Below are 12,946 nucleotides of genomic sequence, written 5' to 3'. Positions count from 1 at the left end.
TGCGCCTGCCGCCAGGTTCCGTTCGCTTTTACGCCTGGTTGACGGCGAACAGCGTGAGGTTCATGAAGACCTTGAACGCGAAGCCGAGCGAGACGGCCGCGCCGGCGCCCGCACACCAGAGAAGTACGAACCAGAGCCAGCCAGGGAAGGCTCGGCTGGAGCGGCTGGATCGACTCGAGCGGCGAAGGCGCCCGCGCTTCGCATTAGTGGTAGTGATGGGTGTCGCCATGACGCACTTTCCCTCTGAAAACCCAGTAGCTGAGCGCCGTGTACGCGAGGATGACGGGCAGAATGAACGCCGCGCCCGCTAGCGTGAACACCTGGCTTTCGCGCGGCGCGGCCGCTTCCCAGAGCGTGAGGCTTTGCGGAATCGCATAGGGCCACAGGCTCACGAGCAGGCCCGCGTAGCCGAGCAGCACGAGGCCGATGGCCGCGATGAACGGCGTCTTGTGATGGCGCGCGTGCACGGCCCAGCGCATCCATGCGGCGCACGCGAGCACGAGCAGCGGCACCGGCGCGAGCCGCCAGAAGAGACCCGAGCCGAACCAGCGTTCTGCGATCGCCGGGTCCTGCAGCGGCGTCCACAGGCTGACGAGCGCGATGAAGCCGAGCAGCATGACCGTGAGCGGCCATACGAGCTTGTGCAGGCGGCGTTGCAGGTCGCCCTCGGTTTTCGCCACCAGCCAGCAGCAGCCGAGCAGTGCATAGGTCGCGACGAGCCCGAAGCCCGAGAGCAGGCTGAACGGCGTGAGCCAGCCGAAGGCGTCGCCGGCGAAGCGGCCGTCGTCGATCGGAATGCCTTGCAGGAAGGCGCCGAGCGCGATGCCCTGGAAAAACGCCGCCCCCGTGGAGCCGCCGATGAACGCGAGATCCCACAGATGTTTCGTACGATTGGCCTTGGCGCGAACCTCGAACGACACGCCGCGGAAGATCAGGCACGCGAGCATGAAAACGAGCGGCAGGTAGAGCGCGGAGAGCACGGTCGAATAGACGACCGGGAACACGGCGAAGAGCCCCGCGCCGCCGAGCACGAGCCAGGTCTCGTTGCCGTCCCAGACGGGGGCGACCGTGTTCATCATGAGGTCGCGTTCCTCCTCGTCGGGGAACAGTGGAAACACGATGCCGATGCCGAGGTCGAAGCCGTCCAGCACCACATAGAGAAGAACGCCGAGCGCAATGATCGCGGCCCAGATGACGGTGACATCCATTTGCTTGCTAGCCTCGTAACGATGAATGCGGGGAGCCTCAGGCGTCGATCAGCTGATCGGCGGCGGACATGGGGCGGCGTGCTGCCTGATTCGCGGCGAGCGCCGGGCGGGCAAGGCGCGGTTCATGCGGCTCGTGCGGCTCGTGCGGCGTCTCGCCGGGCAGCGCAGGGCCAGTGCGAAGGAGCTTGAGCAGGTAGTAAATGCCCGTGCCGAACACGAGGAAATAGACGGCCACGAACGCCATCAGCGAAACGCCCACCTGTTGCGCCGTGAGCGGCGACACCGCTTGCGCCGTGCGCATCACGCCATAGATCACCCAGGGCTGGCGGCCGGCTTCGGTCGTGACCCAGCCCGCGAGCAGCGTGATGAAGCCGGTCGGCCCCATCGCGAGTGCGAAGCGCTGGAAACCGCGCGATTCGTAGAGCGTGCCGCGGCGGCGCAGCACCCAGCCGGTCACGCCGAGCGCGATCATCAGGATACCTAAGCCAACCATGACACGGAAGCTCCAGAACAGGATCAGCGAATTGGGCCGCTCGTCGGCGGGAAACGATTTGAGGCCCTTGATCTCGCCGTCCCAGCTGTGCGTGAGGATCAGGCTGCCCAGGTGCGGAACGGAAACCGCGTAGCGCGTCGTTTCCGCCTGCATGTCGGGAATGCCGAAGAGGTTGAGCGCAGTGCCGCCCTGTACGGTGTCCCACAGTCCTTCGATCGCGGCGATTTTCGCGGGCTGATATTCGCGCGTGTTCAAGCCGTGCGCATCGCCGACGAAGGCCTGCACCGGCGCGAGCACGAGCAGGAGGCCGAGCGCCATCGAAAACATCTTCTTGATGGCGGGGTCACGCCGGCCCTTGAGCAGGTGCCACGCGCCGCTCGCGGCCACGACGAGCGCGGCCACGATGAACGCGGCGATCGCCATGTGCGCGAGACGGTACGGGAACGACGGATTGAAGATGATCTTGAACCAGTCAGTCGGCACGACCCGGCCGTCGATGATTTCGAAGCCTTGTGGCGTTTGCATCCAGCTATTCGAGGCGAGAATCCAGAATGTGGAGATGAGCGTGCCGACGGCGACCATCAGCGTCGCGCCGAAGTGGGCACGCGGGCTCACGCGGTTCCAGCCGAACAGCATGATGCCGAGGAAGCCCGCTTCGAGAAAGAACGCGGTCATGACCTCGTACATGAGCAGCGGCCCGGTGACGGGGCCCGCGAACGACGAGAATCCCGCCCAGTTCGTGCCGAACTCGTAGCTCATGACGACGCCGGAAACGACGCCCATCCCGAAGGCGACGGCGAAGACCTTCGACCAGAAGAGGCAAAGGTCCTTGTAGAACGGCTGGCGCGTTCTGAGCCAGCAGCCTTCGAGCACGGCGATGAAGCTCGCAAGACCGATGGAGAGCGCCGGAAAGACGATATGGAACGAGACGGTGAAGGCGAACTGCAGCCGGGCCAGGTCGAAGGCGGAAAGTGACGTGTGCATGTGCGTGCCTGTTGCTTACGTACCGGAGTAACGCTGGTGAAATCTTCGCGAGGCGCCTTTAGCGGGGCGCGGCTCTGCGTGCGATGGACGTAAGCCTAGGGGAACCGCGGCGATTCTGCTGCACTGCGACGTGTGCCAGCATGTCGCACTGGTCAAGCTCGATGAAACTAAAACATGCGCTAATGCATTGATAACGATCAATTTAGATTAAACGTTCATTGCGCTGAGGGGCGGCAGAAGGATGGCTCGCTGCGTCAATAGACCGCGCGGTGGAGCGGGGTGCGTCGATGGGCCTCGGCGTGCGGCGCCAGGCTATCGTGTGGGAATTCAGGCGCGCCTTGCCGCGCGAGCGCTGCGAACGCGGCAAGGAAAGATAAGGAATCCGATTGAAATCGAGGCGTCAGCGCGGATCGCTCCACAGCTTGCCGGCCGTCGCCCAGTTTTCCGGCTTCACGTCGTGAAAGACGATGTCGACGGATTGCGGCTCGACGCCGAGCACCTTGCAGGTCGTCTCGGTCAACGCCGCGGCGAGCTGGCGTTTTTGCTCGACGCTGCGGCCTTCGAACATCTCGATATGGAAAGTCGGCATGGGGGTCTCCGTGGCAAGGTTGGGATGGCGATGAAAAACGAGGCCTCAGTCGAGATACGACGAATCGATGCGATCGAGTTTGCGCAGGAGCGCTGGCCATTCGAGCGCGCCTTCGACGGCGCCGCCGTCGCGCAACTGCTCCGCTGCGCGTTCGGCGACCCCGGCCGGCGGCACGACGAGCGGCACGCCGCCGGCCTGCGCCTGCAGCTGGATTTCGCAGGCCTTGATGAGCGTCGCCATCAGCACATAGGCCTCGGCCACCGTGCGGCCGGTCGTGAGCGTGCCGTGATTGCGCAGCAGCATGGCCGGGTGTGCGCCGAGGCTCTCCGTGAGGCGCGCAGCTTCGGCGGGCGTGAAGGCGAGGCCTTCGTAGTCGTGCCACGCAAGCTGGCGGTAAAAGCGCAGCGCGTGCTGCGAGGCCGGCAGCAGGCCGTCGCGCTGGATCGATACCGCGATGCCCGCCGTATTGTGCAGATGCATCACGCATACGGCGTCGGGCCGCGCGAGATGCACCGCGGCGTGCAGCGCGAAGCCGGTCGCGTTCACGGGGTGCTCGCTCTTGCCGACAATGCGCCCTTCGGTGTCGATCTTCACGAGATTCGAGGCGCGCACTTCGTCGAAGGCGAGTCCGAAGGGATTGATGAGAAAACGGCCGGGCTCGCCGGGCACCGCAGCCGAGACGTGCGTATAGATGAGGTCGTCCCAGCCGTTGAGCGCGATGAGGCGGTAAGCGGCGGCGAGATCGATGCGCAACTGCTGCTCGGCGGCCGAGCGGGGCGCGGTTTCGGCGCAGGTGCTCGTCGGGCGATGGGCGAAAGACATGGCGACTCCTTCAGCGGGCGATGGGCGTTTCAGATGGCCTCAGTGGCGCGCGCATGGGCCGCGAGCGGCGCGACGCGGCTTGCGCGCACCAGCTTGCCAGCACGAACGGCGCGCTCAGCGCGGGCAGTCCGCAGCGCACGGCGGCCAGATGCAGAGCCGCAGCGAGCATGGTCGCACAGATCGCGGCGCGTGCGCCGAGCGCGCAGAGCGCGAGTGCGGCGAGCGCGCCGTTGAAGCCCGCGAGACCCGCGCCGACGGCGTCCGGCGTCGTGCCGCAAGCGAGTTCGACGACGCTTGCGAGCGCCGCGCCGCAGAGCGCATAAGCCGCCGCGCGCCGCGACGACCACGCGATCCCCGCAAACACGCACAGACCGGCCGCCGCGCCCGAGGCGAACGTGGTTTGCGCGAGGCCGCTCAATGCGCCGGCTGCGGCGTGCGTAGCGAGCACGAGCAGCGTGCCATCCGGGGCGGACAGTGCAGCGGCGTTCGCTGCAGCGGTGGTTACCGGGCCGGGATGCAGCGGCAGCCAGATCCAGGTCGCAACGAGGCAGGGCGCGGAATAGAGCGCGAGCCGCACGCGCAGGAGGTGCCGGCTCAGCGGCTCGGCGATCCACGCAGTCGCGCCGCCCGCCATGAGCGCGATGGCCGCCGCCGTGCCCGCATCGCCGACGAAGGTGTACGCCGCGAGCGCGGCAAGCGCGCCGTTGTAGCCCGCGAGGCCGTCGCGGATCGACGCTTGCGCGTGGCCCGCCACGAGCGCGCAGACGTTGGCCGCGGCGGCGCCGAGCAGCGCGGCCAGGGCGAGCCGCAAGTCGGTGAGCGCGAGCGCCGCGAGCAGGCACGCGCCCGTTCCCGCATGCGCTTGCAGCACGACCTGGCCCAGGCTGCGCAACAGCGCGCCCGAAGCGCTGCCGGCGGCGTCGGCCGGTTGCGCTGATGCGATGGTGCCGGAATCGGCGGGAGAACGGGCGGGCATCGCGAACGCGTGGCTTGCGGGTATGGGTGGATAAGGCCGGATCCTGAGCCGTCGAGGCGCGCGCGGACGGCCGGAGTGGCGATCATAGGCGATGCAGGCGGTCTCGGGCATGCTCGCAGGTTGATAGTCGATATTTTTCGCGCGGGCCATGCGGGTGGCCACGCCGTATTCGCTTCGCGAGCACCCGCGTTACGATACGCAAGCGGCGATGACTGTTACCACAGCTCCGCATGGGGCCGGAGAAGGGCTTTGCACCCACTCCGCCGAACAGGAGGCGAGCAATGCGTGAAGTGCGTTGGGCATCCGAGACGGGCGAGGGCATCGAGCACCTGGCGTTCGATGCGAACTACGGCCCGAAGTCTGGCGAGAAAGGCGCCACGATCCGTGCCGAAAGCGTGGTCGCAGGCGAGCGCTACGGCAAGTCCTATGGCCTGTGCTACGCGATCGAGTGCGATGCGCGCTGGCGCGTGCGCTGGGCGGCGCTGCGCGTGATGGGCGGCCGCTCGCTCGTCCTTCACGGCGACGGCGAGGGTCACTGGCAAGACGGCGAGGGGCGCGTGCTGCACGCGCTCGAAGGCTGCATCGACATCGATATCGCCGCGACGCCGTTCACGAACACGCTGCCCATCCGGCGCCTCGGCCTCGCACGCGGCGAGCGACAGCCGATCCGCGTCGTGTACATCGCCGCGCCCGAACTGGAGCCGAGGCCCGTCGAGCAGGCGTACGTCTGCATCGAGCGCGACCGGGAATACCGTTACGAGGGCATTTTCCGCGACTTCACGGCAAATCTGCGTGTGGACGAAGACGGCCTCGTCATCGACTATCCCACGCTGTTCCGGCGCTTGCCGTTGCCGCAGCGGTAGGGCCGGGCCAGGAGAAACGAAAGACGCAAAACGTCAAGCCGCGGCGCCTGTGCTCTTGCCGAACAGCAACTGCTCGATCAGCGTGTTGTCGATGGTCTCGTTGTTGAGCGTGCGCGCGAGCAGTTCGCCTGCGAGCAGTTGCGGCGAAAACACCATGTCGGGTTGCAGAAGGCGCAGCCGCTGCAGGTTGCGGCTGTCGTTCACGAGCGCCACGGTGCGCACCTTCGGCGCGATCTCCTTGATCGCGAGTATCACGAAGGCGTTTTCCGCGTCGTCCGAGCGCAGCGCGAGCGCGGCGAGCGCCGTCTCTGCGCCCGCGTTGTGCAGCGTGGCGGTGTCGCTCGCATCGCCGACGATGAGGTCCGCCTCGTTCGGATAAGTGTGGGGACTATTGGGCGCGACGATCACGGTTGCCGAATAGCCGCGCTTGAGGAGCCCCGCGTACACGCTATGCGCGAGCGGCGACGCGCCGACGATCAGATAGTGGTTCTTGCGGGTCACGTTGGAAATCCCTCCTTTCACGATGCGTTTCAGATGCCCGCCGATCACGGGCCCGATCACGGCGCTGATCGAGGTCGCGAACACGGTGATGCCCAGCACGATGACCGAAGCCGTGAACAGCCGCGCGGTGTCCGAGTGCGGCACGATATCGCCGTAGCCGACCGTGGACATCGACACGATCGAGAAATAAAACGCCGTGACGAGGTTGCGGATGGGCGGTGCGAAGTCGTCGCCGAGATACAGTGCGCCGAACACCGCGTAGACGATCAACGAGCCGATGCTCAGGAATGCGAACAAGGAGCCCGCGGCGACGCTCGCGCGATCGAAACGGCGCCAGTAATAGATGAGCGCGCAGGCGATTGCAAGCGAGAAGGCGGCGAGCGCGTGGCTGCGATAGTCGCCCCATAGGCAAATGCTGGCCGCGCCGGCTAGCAGCACCAGCGAGAGCACCCACGCCACGCGGGCCCGCAGCGCGATGCCGAATGACATCATCGTGAGGCCGGTGGCGGCCAGCGCCTGCGGCAGGGCGAGCACGCCGAACGCGTTGATGAGCGTGATCCAGTCGTCGAACCAGTTGCCGCGCGCGTGTTCGAGCGCTTTCTGTGCGACGGGGCGCACGAGCAACAGGCCGTCGAGCACCATCAGCAAGGCCAGGTAGCCGTGCGGCACGAGTCCTCTGGCGTAGCCGCGCAGGCGGCGCGCGAACGCCTTCATTGCGGCGATTGCTGAACCCGTCGCTGGTCTTGTCCGGCATCGGCCGCTTGCGTCTGCACGATGTGCAGCTCGCGCGTGCGCAGCGGCAGTGAGCATTGCGCGTCATTGAGCGTCTGACGCACCTTGCGGGAAAGCTCCCAGCGCATTTCCCAGAACGTGTCGATGTTCGACCACACGCGGACATTGAGCACGGCGATGCTGTCGTCGAAGCGGCTCACCATCACCTGCGGCGCGGGCGAAGCCAGCACGCGCGGGTCGGCGGCGGCCAGCGCGCGCAGCGCGTCGATCGCGTGGTTCACGTCGTCGCGCACCGACACTTCCACTTCGAGGTCGAGCCGCCGCGTGGGATTGCGGCTGTAATTGCGGATCGAATTGCTCCACAGCGCGCCGTTCGGCACGTATTCGCAGATGCCGTCGGGTTTCGTGAGGCGCGTGGTGAAGAGATTCACTTCCTCGACGGTGCCCGCGACGACGCCGCTCCCGCCGCCGCCGTCGATATAGTCGCCCACCCTGAAGGGCCGCAGCAGCAACAGCATGATGCCGGCCGCGATGTTCTGGAGCGTGCCTTGCAGCGCGAGGCCGATGGCGAGACCGGCCGCGCCGAGCACCGCGACGATGCTGGCGGTCTGGATGCCGATCTGCGAGAGCGCGCCGATCACGGCGATGAGGCGCACGCCCCACACGGCCGTATCGCGCACGATGGGGCGCAGCGTGGGGTCGATGCCGCCGCCGCGCCGCGCGATCCAGTTGGCCACGCGCCGCGAGACCCACCAGCCGATCCACAGGATCGCGGCGGCCGCGCACAGCCGCAGCGCGAGCGCGGCGAGCGCGTCCCACAGGAAGCTCCAGTTCGACGGGTGTACCTGGACGAGGAGGGATTGCATGGGTGAAAAGTCCTTGTCTTCGGAGCGGCGGCACGAGGCCCGGCTCCGTTGCGAAAGGACGTATTGTACGAGCGGCGTTTCACTTGCGGCGCGCGCGCGCCCGAACGCCGGGCGTTTTCGGGCGCTGTGTCAGCCGCTGTGTCAGCCTTTGGGCGGTGCGTCCGCGCCTTGCCCGAGCGTGCGCTGCATGAGCGCCGTGTCGCGCCACTCGCCGTGCTTGAAGCCGACGCCGCGCAGCGTGCCGGTCAGCACGAAGCCGTGGCGCTCGTGCAACTTCAGCGAGCCGCCGCGCGGGTCGGCGACCACGGCGATCATCTGCCGCCACGGGCCCGCCTCGCAGCGATCGATCAGCGCGCCGAGGAGCGTGTGTCCGAGACCGCGTCCGCGAAAGGCCTCGTCGATGTAGATCGAATCTTCGACCGTGAAGCGGTACGCCGGGCGCGGCCGGTAAGGCGTGGCGTAGCAGTAGCCCGCCACGCGGCCGTCGATCTCCGCGACGAGCCAGGGCAGGCCGTGTTCGCGCACGGCGGCATGACGGCGCAGGAGTTCGTCGAGCGAGGGCGGCGTTTCCTCGAACGAGGCCGCGCCGTGCAGCACGTGGTGCGCGTAGATCGCGGCGATGGCGGGAAAGTCGTCTGTGGTGGCGTCGCGCACATGCGCTGGCGCGGCGGAGTGTGGGTTCATCGGTTCGAGCAAGACGCGAAGGAGAGTGGCAACTCGCACTATGCCCCGCCCTGGCGCGCTTTTGAAGCGCGCCAAAAAACAGGCGGCTCGCAAGTCGTCAAACCGTCGTCATGCGCGCTGGGTCTGCGTGCCGTTGCGGGCCGGGGAGGTGGGCGTCGCGCGCCCGAAGCGTCGCGCCCCTGCCACGCACGCGATCACGACCGCGGTGACGGCGATCATCGCGGGCGGCACGGTTTCGTGCAGCAGCAGCGCGGCGAGCACGAAGCCGAAGAGTGGCTGCAGCAGTTGCAATTGCCCGACGCCCGCGATTCCGCCGAGCGCGAGCCCGCGATACCAGAACACGAAGCCGATCAGCATGCTGAAGAGCGACACATAGGCGAGCCCCCACCACGAGGCGGCGCCCACGGCGGCGAGCGATGCGGGCCACAGCCACCACGCGAGCGGCGCCATGACGGGCAGCGAGATCACGAGCGCCCAGCAGATCACCTGCCAGCCGCCCAGGCGCCGCGAGAGGCGCGCGCCTTCCGCATAGCCGAGCCCGCAGACGACGATCGCAGCGAGCATCAGCGCGTCGCCCAGCGGGGAGGCGTCGATGCCGTGGCGCATCGCGAAGGCCACCACGGCCGCGCTGCCCGCCGCGGAAAAGAGCCAGAAGGCGGCCTGCGGACGCTCGCCGCCGCGCAGCACACCGAACACGGCCGTGGCGAGCGGCAGCAAGCCGACGAACACGATGGCGTGAGCCGAACTCACGTGTTGAAGCGCGAGGGCGGTGAGGAGCGGAAAACCCACGACCACGCCGAGCGCAACGATGACGAGCGGCCCGACCTCGGCACGTGCGGGCCGCGCCGCGCGAAGCGCAAGAAGCAGCAGCGCGCCGAGCACGCCCGCGATGGTGGCGCGCGCCCCGGTGATAAAGAGCGGGTCGAGGCCGAGCACGGCGAGCCGCGTGGCGGGCAGCGAGCCGCTGAAGATGAGGACGCCGGCGAGGCCGCAGAGCCAGCCGTCGGTGGTGGAGTCGAGCGTTTTGCGCATGGGTAGTGAGCCGGAAAAGGCAGCGGGAAATCAGCATCGATGATGCGCGCCTCGCCAGCAGAAGGTAAGCTACAGATCAGTACAATTCGTCCGAACTGTATTGAACATGGAGCAGTACAGATGAATGGCAAAACGGCGGTGCAACCCGTGCCCATGACGCGCGTCGAGCAGGTGATGCACGCGCTGCGCGAGCGCGTTGCCGCGCGAGCGCTGGCGGCGGGCGCGCGCGTGCCGTCCATCCGCGCGATGGGCGAGCAGCTTGGCGTATCGAATTCGACAGTGGTGGACGCCTATGAGCGCCTCGTCGCCGAAGGCGTGCTCGTCGCGCGGCGCGGGGCGGGGTTTTTCGTGGCCGGGCACGTGCCGCCGCTCACGCTTGCCGCGCTCGGGCCGCAGCTCGACCGCGAGATCGACCCGCTTTGGCTCACGCGCCAGTCGCTCGAGACCGAGCCTGGCGCGCTGCGGCCCGGCTGCGGGTGGCTGCCCGCCTCGTGGCTGCCGCAGGACGCCGTGCGGCGCGCACTGCGCGCCATCGCGCGCGATCCGCGGGCGCAACTCACGGATTACGCTTCGCCGCTTGGCCTGTCCGCGCTGCGCCAGCAGCTCTCCTGGCGGCTTGGCCAGCACGGCGTAGAGGCCGCGCCCGAGCAGATCGTGCTGACCGACGGCGGCACCCAGGCGCTCGACCTCGTGTGCCGCTTTCTGCTGGAGCCGGGCGACACCGTGCTGGTGGACGACCCGTGCTATTTCAATTTCCAGGCCTTGCTGCGCGCGCACCGCGTGCGCGTGGTCGGCGTGCCGTACACGCCAGCGGGACCGGATCTCGCCGCGTTCGAGCGCACGCTGACCGAATCGCGACCGCGCCTCTACGTCACGAATTCGGCGATCCACAACCCGACCGGCGCGGTGCTCGCACCCGCTGTCGCGCATCGGCTGCTCAAGCTCGCGGAGGAGCACGACCTGCTGATCGTCGAGGACGACATCTTCGCCGACTTCGAGATCGAGCCCGCGCCGCGTCTCGCGGCCTTCGACGGGCTCGCGCGCGTCGTCACGATCGGCAGTTTCTCGAAGACGATGTCGGCCGCGGCGCGCTGCGGCTTCATTGCGGCGCGCGCGGACTGGATCGAGCCGCTCGTGGATCTCAAGCTGGCGGTTTCGTTCGGCAATGGGGAGATGGCGGCCGAGCTGGTGCACCGGCTGCTCCTGGACGGCACGTACCGGCGGCACATGGACGGCCTGCGCGCGAAGCTGGCCGAGGCCATGGGCGAGACGCTGCGGCGGCTTTCGGCGGCGGGCCTGACCGCGTGGACGCGACCCCAGGCGGGACTCTTCGTGTGGGCACAGCTGCCGGACGGGCTCGACGCCGCCCGCATCGCGCGCGAGGCGCTGGCGGACGGCGTGGTGCTCGCGCCCGGCAATGTGTTCAGCGTGTCGCGCGGCGCGGGCGCGTTTCTGCGTTTCAACGTTTCGCAGTGCAATCGACCGAAAGTCTATGAGACGTTGCAGCGTGCGATGGAGCGCGCGGCGCAGCCGGCGTGAGACACCGGCTGCGCGAGCGCCGGATCACGGCTCGTGGCGCAGATACCCTTCCTTGCCCGGATCGCGCATGCGGCACGACACCACGAGCGCGACCGCGCAGAGTGCCGTGACGTACCAGTAGAACGTGGTCTCGCTGCCGACCGACTTGAACCACAGCGCGACGTACTCGGCCGAGCCGCCGAACAGCGCGTTGGCGACCGCATAAGAGAGGCCGACGCCCATCGCGCGCACTTCGGGCGGGAACATCTCGGCTTTGATGAGGCCGCTGATCGACGTGTAGAAACTGACGATGGCAAGCGCGACGATGATCAGCACGAACGCGGCCACCGGGCTCGAGACGTCCTTGAGCGCGTGCATGATCGGCACGGTGGCGAGCACCGAAAGCGAACCAAAGAGGATCATCGACGTGCGGCGGCCGATCTTGTCGGAGAGCGCGCCGAACACCGGTTGCATCAGCATGTAGACGAACAGCGCGCAGGTCATCACGTTGCTGGCGGTTTTCGCGTGCATGCCGGCCGTGTTGACCAGGTACTTCTGCATGTAGGTCGTGAACGTGTAGAAGATCAGCGAGCCGCCCGCCGTGAACCCGACCACCGTGAAGAACGCGCCCTTGTGCTGCCACACGCCGCGGATCGTGCCCGCGTCGCGCTTGCGGCGCGACTCGCTCGTCGAGGTTTCGTCGAGCGACTTGCGCAGGTAGAGCGAGACCAGCGCGGCGCACGCGCCGACCACGAACGGAATGCGCCAGCCCCACGCTTTCAGCTCTTCAGTGGAGAGCGTCTGCTGCAGGATCACGAGCACGAGGAGCGCGCAGAGTTGCCCGCCGATCAGCGTGACGTACTGGAACGAGGCGAAAAAGCCGCGTCGGCCCTTGAGCGCGACTTCGCTCATATAGGTCGCGCTGGTGCCGTACTCGCCGCCCACCGAGAGCCCCTGAAAGAGGCGCGCGACCAGAAGCAGCAGCGGGGCCAGTGCGCCGATCTGCGCGTAGGTGGGCAGCGCGGCGATCACGAGCGAGCCGCCGCACATCATGAGCACCGAGATCATCATCGCGGCGCGGCGGCCGTGGCGGTCGGCGATGCGGCCGAACAGCCAGCCGCCGATCGGTCGCATGAGAAAGCCGGCGGCGAATACGCCGGCGGTGTTCAGGAGTTGCGTGGTGGTGTTGCCGCTCGGGAAGAAGGCGGGTGCGAAATACAGCGCGCAGAACGAGTAAATGTAGAAGTCGAACCACTCGACGAGATTGCCCGACGAGGCGCCGACGATGGCGAAAACGCGTCGCCTCGTATCTTGCGCGGATAGCGTGGCTTGGTCGCTCTGGACGTCCATGGGGGAGTGTTTCCTTTGTGTGTTTTTTTGTGGGGAGCGACGGGGGGGGGGCGTGGCCGCCGCGCGAGCACGAACGCGCGCCGCCGGTGCCGGTGCGCGATGCCTCGCGCATTTTAGCTAACTGTAAGTGTGTGTGGGGTGCGCGTCAGGGAAAGCGCTGAGGAGTTGTCTTTGTCGTGGTTCTTTGCTTTTTTGGCCTTCCTTGTGTTCGCGTCGGTATGCAAGCGTTGCCCCTTTGCGGGGCGGCACCTACTTTTCTTTGCCGCGGCAAAGAAAAGTAGGCAAAAGAAAGCCGCTCAAACCGCCAGCGCCAGCCACCATTCACCTC

Annotated in this window: 13 protein-coding genes; 2 read left to right on the top strand and 11 right to left on the bottom strand. The window is 67.6% G+C overall.

Annotated features, from left to right (window positions below):
* Positions 1-28 precede the first annotated feature (28 nt).
* The 6 genes from VSR34_RS32210 to VSR34_RS32185 all read right to left on the bottom strand — a co-directional run bounded on the left by VSR34_RS32210 (position 29) and on the right by VSR34_RS32185 (position 5,072).
* Positions 29-229, bottom strand: coding sequence for a hypothetical protein (locus VSR34_RS32210; RefSeq protein ID WP_028214162.1), 201 nt, complete (start codon positions 227-229; stop codon positions 29-31).
* Complete coding sequence (gene cydB / locus VSR34_RS32205) at positions 204-1,208, bottom strand: cytochrome d ubiquinol oxidase subunit II (RefSeq protein WP_167334433.1); 1,005 nt, start codon at positions 1,206-1,208, stop codon at positions 204-206. The genes VSR34_RS32210 and cydB overlap by 26 nt, the downstream gene beginning before the upstream one ends.
* 37 nt (positions 1,209-1,245) lie before the next feature.
* Positions 1,246-2,685, bottom strand: a complete 1,440-nt coding sequence (locus tag VSR34_RS32200; protein ID WP_028214164.1) for a cytochrome ubiquinol oxidase subunit I — start codon at positions 2,683-2,685, stop codon at positions 1,246-1,248.
* Positions 2,686-3,085: 400 nt separating this feature from the next.
* Positions 3,086-3,274, bottom strand: a complete 189-nt coding sequence (locus VSR34_RS32195; protein WP_028214165.1) for a 4-oxalocrotonate tautomerase — start codon at positions 3,272-3,274, stop codon at positions 3,086-3,088.
* 45 nt (positions 3,275-3,319) lie between these two features.
* On the bottom strand, positions 3,320-4,096 hold the full coding sequence (locus VSR34_RS32190; RefSeq protein WP_342964520.1) for a class II aldolase/adducin family protein: 777 nt from the start codon (positions 4,094-4,096) through the stop codon (positions 3,320-3,322).
* A 10-nt stretch (positions 4,097-4,106) separates the two neighbouring features.
* Positions 4,107-5,072 carry an urea transporter gene (locus tag VSR34_RS32185; RefSeq protein ID WP_063625111.1) on the bottom strand — a complete coding sequence of 322 codons (966 nt, stop codon included), beginning with the start codon at positions 5,070-5,072 and terminating at the stop codon, positions 4,107-4,109.
* A 281-nt stretch (positions 5,073-5,353) separates the two neighbouring features.
* Here VSR34_RS32185 and VSR34_RS32180 point away from each other — a divergent pair, with 281 nt between their 5' ends.
* Positions 5,354-5,935 (top strand): putative glycolipid-binding domain-containing protein, encoded by a 582-nt coding sequence (locus tag VSR34_RS32180; protein WP_028214167.1) that lies wholly within the window; start codon positions 5,354-5,356, stop codon positions 5,933-5,935.
* Between the two features lie 33 nt (positions 5,936-5,968).
* On the opposite strand, the gene kch is transcribed toward VSR34_RS32180, so the two are convergent.
* The 4 genes from kch to VSR34_RS32160 all read right to left on the bottom strand — a co-directional run bounded on the left by kch (position 5,969) and on the right by VSR34_RS32160 (position 9,750).
* Complete coding sequence (gene kch, locus VSR34_RS32175; RefSeq protein WP_342964519.1) at positions 5,969-7,150, bottom strand: voltage-gated potassium channel protein; 1,182 nt, start codon at positions 7,148-7,150, stop codon at positions 5,969-5,971.
* The gene (locus tag VSR34_RS32170; protein WP_342964518.1) at positions 7,147-8,034 is read right to left on the bottom strand and encodes a mechanosensitive ion channel family protein; all 888 of its coding nucleotides are present in this window, start codon (positions 8,032-8,034) and stop codon (positions 7,147-7,149) included. The genes kch and VSR34_RS32170 overlap by 4 nt, the downstream gene beginning before the upstream one ends.
* 141 nt (positions 8,035-8,175) lie before the next feature.
* Entirely contained in the window at positions 8,176-8,718 is a 543-nt protein-coding gene (locus VSR34_RS32165; RefSeq protein ID WP_028214170.1) for a GNAT family N-acetyltransferase, read from the bottom strand.
* A 108-nt stretch (positions 8,719-8,826) separates the two neighbouring features.
* On the bottom strand, positions 8,827-9,750 hold the full coding sequence (locus VSR34_RS32160; protein ID WP_342964517.1) for a DMT family transporter: 924 nt from the start codon (positions 9,748-9,750) through the stop codon (positions 8,827-8,829).
* Between the two features lie 120 nt (positions 9,751-9,870).
* Here VSR34_RS32160 and VSR34_RS32155 point away from each other — a divergent pair, with 120 nt between their 5' ends.
* On the top strand, positions 9,871-11,289 hold the full coding sequence (locus VSR34_RS32155; protein ID WP_342964516.1) for a PLP-dependent aminotransferase family protein: 1,419 nt from the start codon (positions 9,871-9,873) through the stop codon (positions 11,287-11,289).
* Positions 11,290-11,313: 24 nt separating this feature from the next.
* Here the strand turns inward: VSR34_RS32155 and VSR34_RS32150 are convergent, their stop codons facing one another.
* Positions 11,314-12,618 (bottom strand): MFS family transporter, encoded by a 1,305-nt coding sequence (locus VSR34_RS32150; RefSeq protein ID WP_028214173.1) that lies wholly within the window; start codon positions 12,616-12,618, stop codon positions 11,314-11,316.
* Positions 12,619-12,946 lie beyond the last annotated feature (328 nt).

Origin of the sequence: Paraburkholderia sp. JHI2823, from assembly GCF_038900695.1 — a bacterium.
Taxonomy (GTDB): Bacteria; Pseudomonadota; Gammaproteobacteria; order Burkholderiales; family Burkholderiaceae; genus Paraburkholderia; species Paraburkholderia mimosarum.
This window is presented reverse-complemented; position numbering and strand designations above follow the sequence as displayed.

Coding starts and splice junctions, on each gene's coding strand:
- VSR34_RS32210 (WP_028214162.1), bottom strand. CDS start 229: ATGGCGACACCCATCACTACCACTAATGCGAAGCGCGGGCGCCTTCGC.
- cydB (WP_167334433.1), bottom strand. CDS start 1,208: ATGGATGTCACCGTCATCTGGGCCGCGATCATTGCGCTCGGCGTTCTT.
- VSR34_RS32200 (WP_028214164.1), bottom strand. CDS start 2,685: ATGCACACGTCACTTTCCGCCTTCGACCTGGCCCGGCTGCAGTTCGCC.
- VSR34_RS32195 (WP_028214165.1), bottom strand. CDS start 3,274: ATGCCGACTTTCCATATCGAGATGTTCGAAGGCCGCAGCGTCGAGCAA.
- VSR34_RS32190 (WP_342964520.1), bottom strand. CDS start 4,096: ATGTCTTTCGCCCATCGCCCGACGAGCACCTGCGCCGAAACCGCGCCC.
- VSR34_RS32185 (WP_063625111.1), bottom strand. CDS start 5,072: ATGCCCGCCCGTTCTCCCGCCGATTCCGGCACCATCGCATCAGCGCAA.
- VSR34_RS32180 (WP_028214167.1), top strand. CDS start 5,354: ATGCGTGAAGTGCGTTGGGCATCCGAGACGGGCGAGGGCATCGAGCAC.
- kch (WP_342964519.1), bottom strand. CDS start 7,150: ATGAAGGCGTTCGCGCGCCGCCTGCGCGGCTACGCCAGAGGACTCGTG.
- VSR34_RS32170 (WP_342964518.1), bottom strand. CDS start 8,034: ATGCAATCCCTCCTCGTCCAGGTACACCCGTCGAACTGGAGCTTCCTG.
- VSR34_RS32165 (WP_028214170.1), bottom strand. CDS start 8,718: ATGAACCCACACTCCGCCGCGCCAGCGCATGTGCGCGACGCCACCACA.
- VSR34_RS32160 (WP_342964517.1), bottom strand. CDS start 9,750: ATGCGCAAAACGCTCGACTCCACCACCGACGGCTGGCTCTGCGGCCTC.
- VSR34_RS32155 (WP_342964516.1), top strand. CDS start 9,871: ATGAATGGCAAAACGGCGGTGCAACCCGTGCCCATGACGCGCGTCGAG.
- VSR34_RS32150 (WP_028214173.1), bottom strand. CDS start 12,618: ATGGACGTCCAGAGCGACCAAGCCACGCTATCCGCGCAAGATACGAGG.